The sequence below is a fragment of the Sterolibacterium denitrificans genome (assembly GCF_900174485.1).
Classification (GTDB): Bacteria; Pseudomonadota; Gammaproteobacteria; order Burkholderiales; family Rhodocyclaceae; genus Sterolibacterium; species Sterolibacterium denitrificans.
In genome coordinates, this window is sequence record NZ_LT837803.1 from 651,016 (window position 1) to 667,212 (window position 16,197).

Here is a 16,197-nt window from a genome sequence, read left to right on the forward strand (position 1 = left end):
TTTCATCTGCACGACACGACGTACATCTCACTCTTCCTCGATGGTGAATCATGGCCAAATGGACCGAGAACGACATTCCTGACCTGAGCGGCAAGCGCGCCCTGGTCACCGGCGCGGCCAGCGGCATCGGCTTCGAGGCCGCGCGCGGCCTGGCGCAGCATGGCGCCGAGGTGCTGCTGGTCGATCGCAACGAACAGGCCGGCGCCGAAGCGCTGCGAAGGATTCGCGCGCTACGCGCCGATGCAAAAGTCGAATTCCTGCCGCTGGATCTGTCCAGCCAGGAGAAAGTGCGCGAGTTCGCCGCGAAACTGACGGCGGAAGGCCGGGTGCTCGACATCCTGGTGAACAACGCCGGCATCCAGCCGATCAGCGAGCGGCGCACGACGGGCGACGGCTTCGAGCTGACCTTCGGCATCGGCCATCTCGGCCATTTCACGCTGACCGCCGGATTGTTTCCACTGCTGCTGAAAAGTCCCGCGCCGCGCGTCGTCACCGTATCGAGCCTGGTCCATCGCCTCGGCACCTTCGACTGGGATGACCTGCAGATGGAGCACGGCTACTTTGCCCAGCGCCCCTACAACCAAACCAAGCTGGCCAATCTGCTCTTCGCCCGCGAGTTGCAGCGCCGCGCCGCAGCCAAGGGCCTGAAGCTGCTGAGCCTGGCGGTGCATCCGGGCGTCTCGCGCACCAATATCGGCAATTCGCGCAAGGCGCTGGGCAGCTTTCATTTCATCGACAACCTGATTTCGGTCGTGCTGGGCATCGTCATGTCGCTGTTTGGGCAATCCGCCGAGCGCGGCGGCTGGCCGACGCTGTACGCCTGTACCTCGTCGGAAGTGACGCCGGGCGGTTTCTACGGCCCGGATGGCCTGGGCGAGACGCGCGGCGTGCCGGCGCCGGCGAAAATCCACGAGGCCGGACGCGATGAAGCCAGCGCGCGCAAGCTCTGGCAAGTCAGCGAAGAATTGACCGGCGCACGTTTCGACGAACTGGACGGGGAGTAGACCATGGAGATGCAACGCTTTATCGGCAAGGTGGCGCTGGTGACCGGCGCGGCTTCGGGTATCGGCCTGGCCACGGCCGAGCGACTGGCGCGTGAAGGCGCCCGGGTGCTGGCCTGTGACATCCAGGCGGAGAAATTGCGCGAGGAAGTGGCGCGCCTCACCGCCGACGGCCTCGAGGTAAGCGCCCACTCGCTGGACGTCACCGATGCCGCCGCCTGCAATGCGGCGGTGGCGGCCGTCGTCGCCGCGCATGGCCGCCTCGACGTGCTGTGCAATGTCGCCGGCACGCTGTTCCTGAAGAACTTCACCGAAATCACCGATGACGAATGGCATCGCCAGACCGCCATCAACCTGCATGGCCCGTTCTACCTGTGCCGCGCGGCGATGCCGCATTTGCTGGCAAGTCAGGGCAACATCGTCAGCGTCGCCTCGATCGCCGGCATGGTCGGCGTGCCCTATGGCAGCGTGTATTCGGCGTCGAAGGGCGCATTGCTGATGCTGTCCCGGGCGCTGGCCGTCGAATACGGCTCGCGTGGCGTGCGCGTCAATGCGATCTGTCCCGGCTCGGTGGCAACACCGCTGGTGGCGGGTTTCTCACCGCCGGAAGACGCCGATTTCAACCTGCTGTCGCGCCTGATGCCCTTGCTGCCCGAACACGGCCAGCCGGCAGGCATTGCCGCCACCATCGCCTTCATCGCTTCGGATGAGGCGCGGTTCATGACCGGCTCCGGCGTGGTCATCGACGGCGGGCAGACGGCGATTTGAGCAGTCTCCAGCGCTAACCCGTCACCGCCCTGATGATCAGCATCACGCTGTCGCGGTAGCGCTGTTCGCTGGAAATCGTCGCCAGTTGCGGCGCGAGCACGGCGATGTTGGGAAAGGGTTCCAGCGATACCATTTCAAAACTCAGCTTGCGCGAGCGCTGGCGTTCCTCGCTCGAACCGAAGGCGATGAGACTGCGTTCTTCGTCGTTCATCAACACCACCGAACCGATCATGTTGGCCATCAGCGTGTGGAACAGCAGGGCGGATCGTTCGGCCGTCAAGCCCGCCTTGTTCAGCTCGAAGAGGACGCGATCCATCACCGCCAGCGCCTTGCCGCCTTGATAGGAGGCGTTGTCGAGCAGGGGCATGACGCCGGGATGGGCGCAGAGCGCGGAGCGCATGCCGGCGTAGGTGGTGTATAGCCATTCGCGCCAGTCCGCTTCATCGTGGTTGGTGACGTCGTAATCGCCGACCACCAGATCGACGAGCTGGCGCTCGATTTCGGCCTTGCTCTCGTAATGACGGTAGATCGCCATGGCCGAGACGCCGAGCTGCTCGGCGAGCTTGCGCACGGTCAGGCCGTCAAGGCCGTCGCGGTCGATGATCTCCAGCGAAGTGCGCAGGATCAGTGCCTGCGACAGCAGGCCGCGCGGCGTTGCCGGCTTGGTCCTGGCAGGCTTGCTGGTTTTCGATTTTGCCGATTTGGCGGGGGTTTTGCTGGATGAGCCAGGCATGATGTCGGTGGCCGGCGTGCGGCGCATTTCTCCAATGATGAACGGTGGCGATCGAAGCCATGCCCGCAAGCATGGGCATGGCTTCGATCGCCCGAGGCGTACATTGTAAACGACCGGGCAGCCTTGAGGGCGTCTGCAGCCGGCTGCGGCCGGTTTGCGCGGCTGGCGTGCCGGAACCAGCGGCAAGGCTCCGAGGTCTGAGCACCGTTATAGAATGCCGGGTGGTACGGGAAACATTTCAATGATGAAGCGTCTTTTTCTGACCGGCGAAACCGGTTTCGTTGGCAGGATTTTCCACGGCATGGCCGGAGAAATCGTGCGGAACTACGGTTGGGAATTGATTCCCGCCGGCGGAAAGTACGATTTGCGGGATACCGACTCGCTGAATCGCATCCTGCAGCATGCGCGGCCGGACGGCGTGATCCATCTTGCCGGGCAGAGCTTCATTCCCGACGCCATCGGAAACGCCGCGCAGGTGCTGGAGGTGAACCTGCTCGGCACCCTGCACCTGTTGCAGGCACTCAAGCACAACGGTTTTTGCGGCGACTTTCTCTACGTCAGTTCGGGCGACGTCTATGGCCAGGCTGCGCCGGAAGCCTTGCCGATCCGGGAAACGCATCCGGTGCTGCCGCACAATGCCTATGCCATCAGCAAGATCGGCGCCGAGATGCTGTGCGCCCAATGGAGCGGCGATGCGCCGTGGCGCATCGTCGTGGCGCGGCCATTCAACCACATCGGTCCCGGCCAGCGCCTGCAATTCGTTGCTTCCAGCATCGCGCGGCAGATGGCCCGCATCCGCCTCGGCCTGAGCGAGGCCGTCATCGAAATCGGCGACGTCGACGTGACGCGTGATTTCCTCGATGTGCGCGATGTGGTGCACGCCTATATGGGTCTGCTTGCAGCGGGCGAGCATGGCGGCGTCTACAACGTCTGCTCGAATACGGAGACGAGCATTCGCGAGCTGCTCGATCGGCTGGCCCGCATCGGTGGCGCCGAGCCGGAAATCCGCCAGCTCCAGGCGCTGCGTCGCCCCGCCGGGCAACGCCGGGTGCGTGGCGACAACGGCAAGCTGTGCGCCGCTACCGGGTGGCAGCCGCGCATTCCACTCGATCAGTCGCTGCGCGATGTCCTGGCGCACTGGGAGCGCGTCGAAAGCGCGGCGGCCTTGCCGGCGCCGGCGCGACCTTCTGGAGACGCGGCGTATGGTGGGCATGGCGGGCAGGGTGGCATTCATGCCTGATAATGTCGCTCGATCTTCTGGATGCCGCTGCCGCAACCGGCATGTGAGATACCCAAACAGGAGTTGCCACGCACCATGATCATCCCCGCCATTCCAGTCATCCCCGTCATACTCTCCGGCGGCGCCGGCACCCGTCTCTGGCCGGTGTCGCGCGAAGGCCATCCCAAGCCCTTCATCCGCCTGGCCGACGGCGAATCGCTGCTGCACAAGACCTATCGACGCGCGGCGGCGATCGCCACGCAGGACGAGATCGTGACGGTGACCAACCGCGATCATTATTTCCTGAGCAAGGACGAATTCCTTGCCGCCGGGCTGGGCGAGCAGCGGCCGCATTTCTTGCTCGAACCCTGCGGCCGCAACACCGCGCCGGCCATCGCCGCCGCCGCGCTGGCGCTGCGCGAGCGCTACGGCGATGCGGCGATCATGGTCGTCATGGCCGCCGACCACCTGATCCGCGACGAGGCCGAATTCGCCGAGGCGGCGCGCGCCGCGGCGAAGCTGGCGAGCGAAGGCCACATCGTCACCTTCGGCATCCGCCCGGACAAGCCGGAGACCGGCTTCGGTTACATCGAATGCGGCTCGGCCGTCGGTAGCGGCAAGGACGGCGCGGCGCGCGTGCAGCGCTTCGTCGAGAAGCCCGATGCCGCCACCGCCGCGCAATATCTGACCAGCGGCCGCTACCTGTGGAATTCGGGGATGTTCTGCTTCAGCGTCGGCGTCATTCTCGCCGAACTCGAAAGGCACGCGCCCGACGTGCTCGCCACGGCGCGAACCTGCATTGACGTCAGCCCGTCCGAGGAAGGCGTCGGCGGCCTGCGGCGCGAACTCGACGCGGCGAGTTTTTCGAATGCGCCGGACATTTCCATCGACTATGCGGTGATGGAGCGTTCCGACCGCGTCGTCGTCATTCCCGCCGCCTTCGACTGGAGCGACATCGGTTCGTGGAGCGCGCTGCAGCAGCTCGTCGCGCCGGATGCCGACGGCAATCGCGCGCTCGGCGAAGCGCTGTTCGTCGATTGTGCGAATACCTTCGTGCAAAGTGAAAACCGCCTGATCGCCGCCGTCGGCCTCAAGGATCTGATCCTGATCGACACGCCGGACGCCGTGCTGGCCGTGCATCCCGACCACGTCCAGGACGTCAGGAAAATCGTCCAGCAGTTGAAGACCGCCGGTCATGATGCCTGCAAGCTGCACCGCACCGTGGCGCGCCCCTGGGGTACCTACACGGTGCTGGAGGAAGGCCGGCACTTCAAGATCAAGCGCATCGTCGTCAAGCCCGGCGCTGCGCTGTCGCTGCAACTGCACCACCATCGCAGCGAGCACTGGATCGTCGTCCAGGGCATGGCCAAGGTCACCAACGGCGACAGCGTGCTCTACGTCAATATCAACGAATCGACCTACATTCCTGCCGGCCACAAGCATCGCCTGGAAAACCCCGGCCTGCTCGATCTGGTGATGATCGAAGTGCAGAGCGGCGAATATCTGGGCGAGGACGACATCGTTCGCTTTGCCGATCAATACGGGCGCGGGCAGTCTGTTGCCAACTGATGAATCAGAAAAATCCGATTGCGCGGCTGCTTGTTGAATGTCCCCATGTTTCTGGACTCCCGTATTTGAATACGGGCATGCAGCGTACTGCCGCCCACATCGTTCACATCATCCACACCGCGCGGCGCATGGCCTGAGATGCGTATCGCCTTCAACGCCAGCATCCTGCGCGCGCCGCGCACCGGCATCGGTCAGTACGTCACCGGTCTGGTGACGGCCTTGCAGCAGCGCGAGGATGTCGAGATCAGCCTGTTCCTCGGCCGCCGCTGGAGCCTGACGCTGCCTCTGCCCACCGCGTCGGCGCAGATGGCGCGGGTGATGCAGGTGGCACGCGCGACGAGCCTGCTGCGCGGCATGCCCGGCGCCTACCGCTTGCGCCGCTTCGTCGAGCAACGCGCCTTCGCGGCCGGGGTGCGGCGCCAGCCCGTCGATCTCTATCATGAGCCTTCGCTCTGGCCGTTCGACTCGTTCAATGGTACTGGCCCGTTGGTGATGACCCTGCATGACCTGACGCATGTGCATTATCCGGAAACCCAGCCGCGCGCGCGGCTGGCGGAGATCGAGCGGCACGTCGGCAAGGGTGTGGCCAGAGCGGCGCGCATCCTGGTCGATTCGGCCTATATCGGCCGCGAGGTCGTCAGCCATTTCGGCTTGCCCACCGACAAGGTCGTCGTCGCCCCGCTTGGCTGCGGCGCCGAGTTCCATCCGCGCACCGAGGCGCAGACGCGCGCCGCGCTGCAACCGCTCGGACTCAGGCACGGCAGCTACCTGCTCTGCGTCGGCACGCTGGAGCCGCGCAAGAATCTGTTGCTCACTCTGCGTGCCTATGCGCGCCTGCCCGATGCCCTGCGCAAGCAGTATCCGCTGCTGATCGTCGGCATGGCCGGCTGGGGTGAAGACACGTTCGCCGGCGAGCTGCGCGCCGCGCTCGCCGGCGGCCATGTGCGCCTGGCGGGCTATCTCGGCCAGGCGCGGCTCGCCGAGGTCGTCGCCGGCGCGCGCGCCCTGGTGTATCCGTCGCTCTACGAGGGCTTCGGCCTGCCGGTCGTCGAAGCCATGGCCAGCGGCACGCCGGTCATCGTCTCCGACCGCGCCTCGCTGCCGGAAGTGGCGGGAGCCGCCGGTCTGATCGTCGATGCCGACGATGACGTCGGCCTGGCCGCCGCCATGCAGATGCTGCTGGGGGACGATCCCGAATGGCAGCGGCGCTGCCAGGCCGGCCTGCAACAAGCGGCGCAATTCACCTGGCGCCGTTGCGCCGAGATTACCGTGCAGACCTATCGCGCCGTGCTGGCCTGAGGCGCGATCGGTAGAATCCCGCCGATGCGCATTCTCCATTTCTATCGCACCTATTCGCAGTCCTACGGCGGCATCGAGCAGGTGATCTATCAGCTCTGCGTCGGCGCGCAGCGCCTCGGCGCCGAACCCGAAGTGCTGACGCTCGCCCGCGACCGCCGCGCGGCGGAAGTGAACGTCGACGGCCATCGCGTGGTGCAGGTGCCGCTGGATTTTGAAATTGCCTCGACCGGATTTTCCCGTGCGGCCTTCGGCAAATTTCGCCAGCTCGCCAACCAGGCCGACATCATCCACTACCATTTCCCCTGGCCGTTCATGGACGTCGTGCATTTCGCCTGCGGCATCCCGCGCCTGGGCAAGCCGACCGTCGTCAGCTATCACGCCGACATCGTCCGGCAGAAGCTGCTGCTGCAACTGTACCGTCCGCTGATGCAGCGTTTCCTCGGCAGCGTCGATCGCATCGTCGCTTCCTCGCCCAATTATCTGGCGACCAGTCCGGTGCTGACACAGTTTCGCGACAAGGTGACGGTAATTCCCTACGGCCTCGACAGGAACGGCCCCAACTATCCCGCGCCCGCCGCCGCGCGCCTCGACGCCTGGCGGCAGCGCCTCGGCGGGAAATTCTTCCTGTTCGTCGGCGTGCTGCGCTACTACAAGGGACTGCACGTCCTGCTCGACGCGGCGCGAGCTTGCGACTACCCGATCGTGATCGTCGGCGCCGGGCCGGTCGAAGCGGCGTTGAAGGCGCAGGCCGAGCTCAACCGGCTGCGCAACGTCATTTTTCTCGGCGTGCTGCCCGACGAGGACAAGGTGGCCCTGCTGACGCTGTGCCATGCCGTCGTCTTTCCCTCGCACCTGCGCTCCGAGTCCTTCGGTATCTCGCTGCTCGAAGGCGCGATGTTCGGCAAGCCGATGATCTCCTGCGAAATCGGCAGCGGCACCAGCTACATCAACATCGACGGCGAAACCGGCCGCGTCGTGCCGCCCGGCGATCCCGCCGCCTTCCGCCAGGCGATGGACTTCCTCTGGCAGCATCCGGCGGAAGCCGCGGCCATGGGACATCGCGCGGCCGCGCGCTACGAGGCGCTATTCACCGCCGAGCGGATGTCCGCCGGCTACCTGGCCCTGTACCGCGAATTGCTCGCCGCCCGTTGAAGCGCTTGCAGCGATAAGCGCGAGGGCGGCGGCGAAGGGGATGGGTGGGAACGCCGACGGACGTTCACGCGAACCTGGCAATCACCTCGTCGGCGTAGCGCCGGATCGCGTCTTTCTTCATCTGCAGCGTCGGCTGCTGCTGCATGATCTTGCCCACGCCTTCCTCGGCGGCCATGCCGGGCAGCGCCCAGGGGGTGACTTGCAGATCGGTGATGCCCAGGTCTTCGAGGCGCTTGATGTCGTCGATGGTCGTCGCGTCGGGGCAGTGCAGCATGATGTCGAACGGCTCTTTCTCGCGGCCGCATTCGCGCCGGTAGCGGTTGAGTTCATCGACGATGCCGGGAATCTCCGCCTTGTTGTGGATCACGCTGAGCCAGCCGTCGCCGAGGCGCGCGGCGCGCTGCATGGCCGGGGCGGTGGCGCCGCCGACGTAGATCGGAATCTTCTTTTTCGGCGTCGGCGCCATGATGACGCGGTCGAAGTCGACGTGCTTGCCGTGGAACTCCTGGAAGCCGCCCTGCATCAGCAGGCGGATGGCCTGGATGGCTTCGTCCTGGCGCTTGCCGCGCGTCTTCATGTCGATGTTGAGCCACTTGAATTCCTCGGGCATCCAGGCCAGCCCCACGCCCAGCGCGACGCGGCAGTTGGAAACTTCGGCAACCGAACAGAGGCTCTTGGCTTCGAGCAGCGGCTGGCGGATGGCCAGGCGCAGCACCGAGGGGATGAAGCGGATGCGCTGGGTGACCACGGCCATCGCCGTCATCGCCACCCAGGGGTCGAGCACCGGCATGTCGAGCGGCCAGAAACGCGAGCCGTCCGGCGTGTAGGGGTAGGGCACGGAGACTTTTTCCGGGAAGAACGGCGCATCGGCGACCTGGATGCTGTCCCAACCGTGCGTGTCGGCGGTGCGGGCGATTTCCTGGTGTTCGCAGGGATCGACCATGAACAGGTGAAAGCCGAATCTCATGATGATGTTTCCTCCTTTTATTGGTGTTTTCGACGAGGCGCCGAAGCCCTCCGGATTCACCGCAACGGGAAGCCGCAGGCTTGCAGGCAGGGGCATAAACCGCTATCTTGCCGGATTTCGCGCCAGAGCGGGCGTACTGTTTTGCGCTCGTCCTTCGGCCGCGACTTTACCGAATATCCGGGTCATTCTAGCCGCCGATGTATTCCATATCCGCCATCCATTATGTCTTTCTCGCGCTGCTGCTGACGGCCGCCCTGGTCAGCCTGGGTTTCGGCCTGCGCAAATACTGGCAGCGCATCAGCCACGGCCAGGCCTGGTTCGGCAAGGAGCTCACCAGGGAGGCCGTGTTGGCCAAGGTGAATTGGGCGACCTTCATCCGCCGCGGCCTGTTGCTGGAACGTCTGAAGAAGCGGCCGATTTCCGGTATCGCCCACAATCTGCTGTTCTTTGGCGCGATCATCGAAATCCTCGGCCACAGCGCCTATGGTCTGAGCTTTGTCGGCATCGAGGTTTATCAAAGCGGCTTTGGTCACTACTTCATGGAGCTGGCGCGCGAAATCGCCGGCCTGATGATCCTCGTCGGCATCCTGTTCTTCGCCCTGCGCCGCCTCGCCCCGCCCGAGCGCCTGACCGCCGCCGGCTACACGCGCAAGGGCTTCTCGCCGATGGAAGCGTTGCTGCTGGCCACCGCCCTGCTCGGTTTCATCGCCGAAGGCTTCCGCCTGACCAATCCCGAAGTCCACAGCCAGTTCGAATTCGTCGGCAACTTCATTGCCGGTTTGCTCTCCGGCGGCGAGCCGCAGATTCTTGCCGGCGGCAATCTGGCGCTGTGGTGGCTGCACATGCTGTTCGGCTGCGCTTTCATCGCGCTGATCGGCCATACGCCGATGTCGCACATGGTGCTGGGCCTGACCAATTCGGGGCTGGCCAACAAGCGCGCGGGCATCAATCTGGCACCCATCGACTTCGATGCCGAGCCTGAAGACGGCGAGAAAGAAGCGGAACTGCTGCTGGGCGCCAACAGGATTTCCCAGTTGAGCCAGAAGTACCTGATGGATGCGTCGACCTGCCTGTGGTGCGGCCGCTGTCATGAAGTCTGTCCGGCGGCGCAGACCGGCAAGGCGCTTTCGCCCAAGTCCATCATGGCCACCTGTGCCGAATACATGGCGCAGGGAAAGTTCGATGATGAATCGCTGATCGAGACCATCGGCAAGGAAGCCGTCTTCAATTGCACCACCTGCGCGGCCTGTATCGAGGAATGTCCGGTCAGCAATGCGCCGGCGGAAATCGTCCTGGAACTGCGCCGCAACTTCGTCATGGAGCAGTCGGACATGCCCGACACCATGGCGGCGGCGAATGCCAACCTGGAAAAACGCGGCCACCCCTTCGTCGGCACCTCGGCCAACGTCGAAGACTGGAAGCAGGGACTGCCGTTCGAGGTGCCGCTGTTCGAGCCGGGCAAGACGGAATACCTGTTCTGGCTGGGTTGCGCCGTGACCTACGAGGAACGGGCGCAGAACATCGCCCGCGCCATGGCCCGGCTGCTGGAAGCCGCCGGCATTTCCTGGGGGGTGCTCGAAGGTCCGCACTGCACCGGCGATCCGGCCAAGATGATGGGTAACGAAATGCAGTTCGTCGAGATTGCCCAGGGCAACATCGAGGAATTCCAGGAGTTGCAGATCCACAAGGTGATCACCACCTGCGCCCATTGCTTCAACAGTTTCGACCGCTACTATCCGCAACTGGGCGGCGAATGGCAGACCATTCCGCATGCCGTTTTCATCGACGAGCTGATCAAGACCGGCAAGCTCAAGGTGCGTCAGGATGGCGAGAAGATCACCTTCCACGATCCCTGCTATCTGGCGCGCCACAACGGCATCGTCGATGAGACGCGCAACGTGGTCTCCTCGGTCGGCAAGCTGGTCGAGATGCCGCGCCATGGCAAGAACAGCTTCTGCTGCGGCGCCGGCGGCGGCAACTACTGGGGTGGCCAGGGCGGCACGGCTCGCATCAACGACGTGCGCGCCGAGGAAGCCTTCGCCACCGGCGCTGATAAAATCGCCACTTCCTGCCCGTTCTGCAACCTGATGCTGACTTCCAGCGCAAGCAAGCACAGCGAAGAGCGCAAGGTCTTCGACATCGCCGAGCTGGTGCTGGACAAGCTGGAAAACCGCCCGGCGGCCTGGGATCGGACCTTGGCCTGAGCGCGCAGCAGCATCCATTGAAACCAACCGTAATGAGGATATCCGATGAGCCGCGCACTTGACGACGTCATCGTCGTGGATCTGACACGGCAGTTCTGCGCTGCCCTGTCGGGTGCCTTCCTGGCCGACTTCGGCGCCCGCGTCATCCGTCTCGACCTGCTGCCGGCGGCGCGCGGCCGGCATGCCGGCCATGGCGGCTGGAACCATGAGGCCGACTTGATCCATCGCAACAAGGAAAGCCTGGCGCTCGATCCGCAGAGCAGCGAAGGCAAGGCACTGCTGCAGGAGGTCGTCGCCAAGGCCGATGTGCTGATCACCGACTGGCAGCGCGACGAACTGGCCGCCCTGGGACTGGATTACGCCAGTGTCGCCAAGCGCCGTGCCGACATCATCTACGGCCGCCTTTCCGGTTTCGGCCCGACCGGCCCGGATGCCGATCTGCCGGCCATCGACGAACTGGCCGCCGCGCGTACCGGGATGATGCCCATCCTGCCGCAGCCCGGCCAGCCGCCGGTGTACACGGGTTCCGGCGCCATGCACGCGGGCGTGATGCTGGCTTTCGGCGTGGTCACCGCGCTGGTGCATCGCGTCGATTCCAATGAAGGCCAGGAAGTCGATGTCTCGCTGTTCGGCGCCAACATGTATGGTGCGGCGCTGGACATCCAGGCCTTCCTCGCCATCGGCAAGGGCGACCGCCTGCTCAACCCGATTTCGCGTCTGGACGTCTCCAATCCGATGTCCGGCTCGCTCTACCCGAGCGCCGACGGGCGCTGGGTGACGCTGACCATGCCGGATACCGACCGCTGGTGGCCGACCTTCTCGCAACTGGTCGGCATCGCCACCGACGATCCGCGTTTCGATACCCACGACAAACGTACCGAGAGTAATCGCCTGCTGCTCATCGAGGCCCTGGAGGCCGCCTTCCAGCAGCAGCCCGGCACGTACTGGCGTCAGGCATTCCAGGAGAAGCAGCTTTCCGCCGACGTCATCGAGCAGTTCGACTATCCGGCGAACGACCCGCAAGTGGCGGCCAACCGCTACATCATGGAACTCGATCACCCCAGCCATGGACGGGTGAAGAGCCTGGGCTTCCCGATCTACATGAGCGAGAGCACGGCGCGCCTGGACAAGCTCGCGCCCGCCATCGGCCAGCACAGCCGCGCCGTGCTGCGCGATCTGCTGGGCATCGGCGAAGACCGATTCCACCAACTCAACGCCGCCGGCGTCGTGGCCTGAGCGAGGAGGACAACATGGGCAATATGGACAACATGGCAAAAGCACTCAAAGGCCTGCGCGTCGTCGATCTCACCGTCTGGTTCCAGGGGCCGGTGGCGGCGCAGTACCTGGCCGACTTCGGCGCCGAAGTCATCAAGGTCGAGCGCCCCAACGGCGGCGACCAGGCGCGCGGCGTGCGCTCCATCAAGTCGCTGGAAATCGGCGACTGGAACCAGTACTTCCTGGTCATCAACCGCAACAAGAAAAGCATCGCCATCGACCTGAAGAAGCCCAGCGGGCAGAAAATCTTCTATCGCATGATCGAGAAGGCCGACGTCTTCTTGTCCAACCTCGCGCCGGAACAGCTCGCCGCCTGGAATCTTTCCTACGAGCAACTCAGCGCCGTCAATCCCAGGCTGATCTACGCCACCAATACCGGCTATGGCCGCTATGGCGGCGCTTCCAAGCCTTCGTTCGACATGACCGTGCAGGCGCTCACCGGCGTCATGGCGCGGCTGGGCGAGCCGGGCCAGCCGCCGATCTACATCGGTATGGGCTCGGGCGATGCCTACGGCGGCATCATGTCGGCGCTGGGCATCATGCTGGCGGTGTATCAGCGCAAGCGCACCGGCAAGGGCCAGGCGCTGGATGCCTCGCTGTATGGCGCCCAACTGTATCTGGCCGCGCCGCATCTGCAGGCTTTCCTCGCCGGCGACAGGACTGCGGCGCTGCAGAAATCGCGCAAGCAGGTCGAGAACCCGCTGTGGAACCTCTATCCGACCGCGGGCAAGTGGGTGTATGTCTGCGAAGCCAACGATGATGCCCGCTTCGCCGCGCTGTGCCAGGCGCTGGGTGACGCGGCCCTGACGCAGGATGCGCGTTTCAGGACGGCGGAATTGCGCAAGCAGCACAACGAAGCGCTGATCGAGGTGATCGAGGCGCACACGCTGAAGTTCGACCATGCCGGGCTGCTGGCAGCCTTCAGGCAGGCCGGCATCCTGGCCCAGCCGGTCAACAACCTGGCCGACGTCATCCGCGACGAGCAGGCCTGGCAGAACGACTACTTCATGAAAGCCTATTGCGAGGAAGTGCAGCGCGAGGTCGACGTGCGCGGCCTGCCGGTGACCCTCTCGAAGACGCCGGGCCGGATCGACACCCTGGGGCCGCAACTGGGCCAGGATACCGAGCTCCTGATGATGGACCTGCTCGGCTACGAGTGGGAAGAGATCGAGGCGCTGAAGGCCGAGGGCGCCATTCCGTAAGGGAATGACAATACGGTTTGGTTGCGTCATCCCCGCGCAGGCGGGAATCCACCGAGGCAGCACAACTGGATCCCCGCCTGCGCGGGGATGACGTGCGGTAAAACACGACAGGGAAGGGATCATCAATGAGCTGGACCGACTGGAGCATCGCCGCCGGCGACGGCCTCGACAACTTCAAGGAAATCATCTACGAAAAGAAGCATCATCAGGCGCTGGGCGGCGGCATCGCGCGCATTTCGCTGAACAAGCCCGACCGCATGAACACGCTGACGATCGCCACCGTCGATGAAATGTTCCGCGCCTTCTACGACGCCAACCACGATCCGTCCATCGGCGTGATCATCGTCGCCGGCAAGGGCAAGCACTTCGGCGCCGGCGGCGACGTGGACTGGGAACGCTGGGGCCTGCGCGAAGCCTTCTACAACCGCTATCCGCACAACCGCCTGATGCGCATGTCGCGCAAACCCATCATCGCGCAGGTGCAGGGCTACTGCATCGCCGGCCACAACCACATGGCCTATTGCTGCGACTTCACCATCGCCGCCGACAACGCCGTGTTCGGCCAGGCCGGCCCGCGCGTTTCCTCGCCGGCCGACGGCTTCTTCGTGCCCTATCTCTCCAAGGTCATCGGCACCAAGAAGGCGCGCGAAATGTGGATGCTGTGCCGCAAGTACAAGGCCGACGAAGCCTTGAGCATGGGCTTGGTGAATACCGTCGTGCCGCTCGAACGGCTGGAAGCCGAAGTGGATGCCTGGTGCGAGGAACTGCTCGCCAAGAGCCCCGGCTGCCTGGAAGTGCTGAAAGCCGCTTTCGACCAGGAGATGGATGGCTACAAGGAATCCTGCGTGATTTCCGCCAACATGTACCCGGACTGGTTCGACATGCCCGAAGGCAAGGAAGGCGGTTCCGCCTTCGTCGAAAAGCGCACGCCCGAGTTCTGGAGCATCCGCAGCCGCGAAGCCGCCGCCCAGGAAAAGCTGCTGCAGGAATACGAGGAAATCCAGGCGGCCCGCAAGGCCGGGACCGGGAAGAACTGAGCTTCAATCGGCAGCAGACCGCAACGACGAACGCGCCATTTCCGCGCAGGCGCCCCGAAGGCAGTGCCCCTGGGGCGTGGGAATGAGATCGTCGATTGGCGAAGCATCCGCCTGAACCGCAGTCATTGCTTGGTATCGCAACAACAGGAGAAACAATGCTCAAGGACAAGGCCTGTATCGTCGGCATCGGAGAAACCGGCTACTGCCGCAAGCCCGGCTCCGGCCTTTCGGAAATGGCGCTGCAGCTCAAGGCGGCCGTGGCCGCCATCGAAGACGCCGGATTGAAAGCCAGCCAGATCGACGGCATCCTGCCGTTTCCCAACCTCGGCAAGTCGGAAGCATTCGCCGCCAGCCTGGGCTGCGGCAACCTGCGCTTTGCCGCCACCTTGCACATGGGCGGCGCCTCGCCCGTTGCCGGCTTGCGCGCCGCCGCCCTGGCGGTGACCCAGGGCGCGGCCGACTACGTGCTGGTGCCCGGCGGCTGGAACGGTTTTTCCGGCGCCCGCGTGCGCGAAACCACCACCCAGGACGTCGATTCCATCCCCGGCGGGGCGATTGCGCGCGATTACTACATGCCCTACGGCTTTACCGCGCCGCCGCAATGGTATGCGCTGATGGCGCGGCGCCACATGCACGACTACGGCACGACGCAGGCGCAGCTTGGCGCGGTGGCCATCGCCATGAGAAAGCACGCCAACCTGAATCCGGCCGCGCTGATGCACGGCAAGCCGCTCACCATGGAAGACTATCTGGCTTCGATGATGATCGCCGATCCCTACAAATTGCTCGATTGCTGTCTGGAAACCGATGGCGGCGGCGCCTTCATCGTCACCAGCGTCGAGCGCGCGCGCGACCTCAAGCAAAAGCCGATCTATCTCATGGGTGCCGGCGCCGGTCAACCCTATCCGGCCGACGACATCCCGAACCGCCGCGACATGCACAAGATCGGTCTGACCAATGCCGCGCCGGAAGCCTTCCGCATGGCGGGCGTGACGCCCGCCGACATGGATTTCGCCCAGATCTACGACTGCTTCACCTTCGAAGTCATCCAGCAGATCGAGGAATGCGGCTTCTGCAAGCGCGGCGAGGGCGGTGCCTTCGTCGAGAACGGCGGCATCGAACTGGGCGGCCGCCTGCCGGTGAACACCCACGGCGGCCTGCTCTCGCATGCCCACTCGCTGGGCATCGGCCACCTCATCGAAGCCGTGCGCCAGTTGCGCGGCGAGTGCGGCGCGCGCCAGGTCCAGGATGCCGAAATCGGTGTGGTTACCGGCTGGGGCGATTTCGGCGACGGCAGCATCGCCATCCTGCGCCGCTGACAAGGGGAAGATCATGACAGACACGAGCTACAACAAGCCGCTGCCCCTGATGGAGGGGCTGACCAAGGCGTTCTACGATTTCTGCGCGCAAGGCGAGCTGCGCTTCCAGCGCTGCACCGACTGCGGCGCCTGGCGCCACGTGCCGCGCGAAATCTGCGCCGAATGCAGCTCCTTCAACTGGGAATGGGCCCAGTCCAGCGGCCGAGGCACGGTCTACACCTGGACCGTGGTCGAGCGCGCCCTGCATCCGGCCTTCGGCTCATCCGCCCCTTATGCGCCGGTGGTCGTCGAACTCGAAGGCGGCGTGCGCCTGCTGACGCAACTCAGCGACGTGCCGCCCAGCGAACTGAAGATCGGCATGCCGGTGACGGTGGATTTCAAGGCGGTGACGCCGGAAATCACCTTGCCGTATTTCAAGCGTGCCTGAAACACGAATTTTTTACGAGGAAAGA

At 64.7% G+C, this 16,197-nt stretch carries 14 protein-coding genes; 12 read left to right on the forward strand and 2 right to left on the reverse strand.

From position 1 onward, the window contains the following. Positions 1-50: 50 nt before the first annotated feature. Together SDENCHOL_RS02900 and SDENCHOL_RS02905 are read left to right on the forward strand one after the other, a co-directional pair. Complete coding sequence (locus SDENCHOL_RS02900; protein ID WP_154715976.1) at positions 51-1,004, forward strand: oxidoreductase; 954 nt, start codon at positions 51-53, stop codon at positions 1,002-1,004. 3 nt (positions 1,005-1,007) lie between these two features. Next, positions 1,008-1,769, forward strand: coding sequence for an SDR family NAD(P)-dependent oxidoreductase (locus SDENCHOL_RS02905; RefSeq protein WP_197706822.1), 762 nt, complete (start codon positions 1,008-1,010; stop codon positions 1,767-1,769). 13 nt (positions 1,770-1,782) lie between these two features. Here the strand turns inward: SDENCHOL_RS02905 and SDENCHOL_RS02910 are convergent, their stop codons facing one another. After that, positions 1,783-2,529, reverse strand: coding sequence for a TetR/AcrR family transcriptional regulator (locus SDENCHOL_RS02910; RefSeq protein WP_154715977.1), 747 nt, complete (start codon positions 2,527-2,529; stop codon positions 1,783-1,785). Positions 2,530-2,743: 214 nt separating this feature from the next. Between SDENCHOL_RS02910 and SDENCHOL_RS02915 the strand changes: the two genes are divergently transcribed. The 4 genes from SDENCHOL_RS02915 (at position 2,744) to SDENCHOL_RS02930 (ending at position 7,741) form a co-directional block, all read left to right on the forward strand. After that, positions 2,744-3,742: a GDP-mannose 4,6-dehydratase gene (locus SDENCHOL_RS02915; protein ID WP_154715978.1), complete on the forward strand. Its 999-nt coding sequence runs from the start codon at positions 2,744-2,746 to the stop codon at positions 3,740-3,742. A gap of 75 nt (positions 3,743-3,817) precedes the next feature. After that, positions 3,818-5,290: a mannose-1-phosphate guanylyltransferase/mannose-6-phosphate isomerase gene (locus SDENCHOL_RS02920; protein WP_154715979.1), complete on the forward strand. Its 1,473-nt coding sequence runs from the start codon at positions 3,818-3,820 to the stop codon at positions 5,288-5,290. 138 nt (positions 5,291-5,428) lie between these two features. Then, complete coding sequence (locus SDENCHOL_RS02925) at positions 5,429-6,589, forward strand: glycosyltransferase family 4 protein (RefSeq protein WP_154715980.1); 1,161 nt, start codon at positions 5,429-5,431, stop codon at positions 6,587-6,589. A 24-nt stretch (positions 6,590-6,613) separates the two neighbouring features. Further along, the gene (locus tag SDENCHOL_RS02930) at positions 6,614-7,741 is read left to right on the forward strand and encodes a glycosyltransferase family 4 protein (protein ID WP_154715981.1); all 1,128 of its coding nucleotides are present in this window, start codon (positions 6,614-6,616) and stop codon (positions 7,739-7,741) included. Positions 7,742-7,805: 64 nt separating this feature from the next. Here SDENCHOL_RS02930 and SDENCHOL_RS02935 read toward each other — a convergent pair whose 3' ends face one another. Next, on the reverse strand, positions 7,806-8,708 hold the full coding sequence (locus SDENCHOL_RS02935) for a TIGR03619 family F420-dependent LLM class oxidoreductase (protein ID WP_172954980.1): 903 nt from the start codon (positions 8,706-8,708) through the stop codon (positions 7,806-7,808). A 197-nt stretch (positions 8,709-8,905) separates the two neighbouring features. Here SDENCHOL_RS02935 and SDENCHOL_RS02940 point away from each other — a divergent pair, with 197 nt between their 5' ends. The 6 genes from SDENCHOL_RS02940 (at position 8,906) to SDENCHOL_RS02965 (ending at position 16,172) form a co-directional block, all read left to right on the forward strand. Then, the gene (locus tag SDENCHOL_RS02940; RefSeq protein WP_154715983.1) at positions 8,906-10,912 is read left to right on the forward strand and encodes a (Fe-S)-binding protein; all 2,007 of its coding nucleotides are present in this window, start codon (positions 8,906-8,908) and stop codon (positions 10,910-10,912) included. Positions 10,913-10,957: 45 nt separating this feature from the next. Then, entirely contained in the window at positions 10,958-12,148 is a 1,191-nt protein-coding gene (locus SDENCHOL_RS02945) for a CaiB/BaiF CoA transferase family protein (protein WP_154715984.1), read from the forward strand. Positions 12,149-12,162: 14 nt separating this feature from the next. Next, positions 12,163-13,389 carry a CaiB/BaiF CoA transferase family protein gene (locus SDENCHOL_RS02950; RefSeq protein ID WP_154715985.1) on the forward strand — a complete coding sequence of 409 codons (1,227 nt, stop codon included), beginning with the start codon at positions 12,163-12,165 and terminating at the stop codon, positions 13,387-13,389. Positions 13,390-13,514: 125 nt separating this feature from the next. Beyond that, positions 13,515-14,426, forward strand: a complete 912-nt coding sequence (locus tag SDENCHOL_RS02955) for an enoyl-CoA hydratase-related protein (RefSeq protein ID WP_154715986.1) — start codon at positions 13,515-13,517, stop codon at positions 14,424-14,426. A gap of 155 nt (positions 14,427-14,581) precedes the next feature. Then, positions 14,582-15,745 carry a thiolase C-terminal domain-containing protein gene (locus SDENCHOL_RS02960; protein ID WP_154715987.1) on the forward strand — a complete coding sequence of 388 codons (1,164 nt, stop codon included), beginning with the start codon at positions 14,582-14,584 and terminating at the stop codon, positions 15,743-15,745. A 13-nt stretch (positions 15,746-15,758) separates the two neighbouring features. Next, the gene (locus SDENCHOL_RS02965) at positions 15,759-16,172 is read left to right on the forward strand and encodes a Zn-ribbon domain-containing OB-fold protein (RefSeq protein WP_172954981.1); all 414 of its coding nucleotides are present in this window, start codon (positions 15,759-15,761) and stop codon (positions 16,170-16,172) included. The last annotated feature ends 25 nt before the right edge of the window (positions 16,173-16,197 follow it).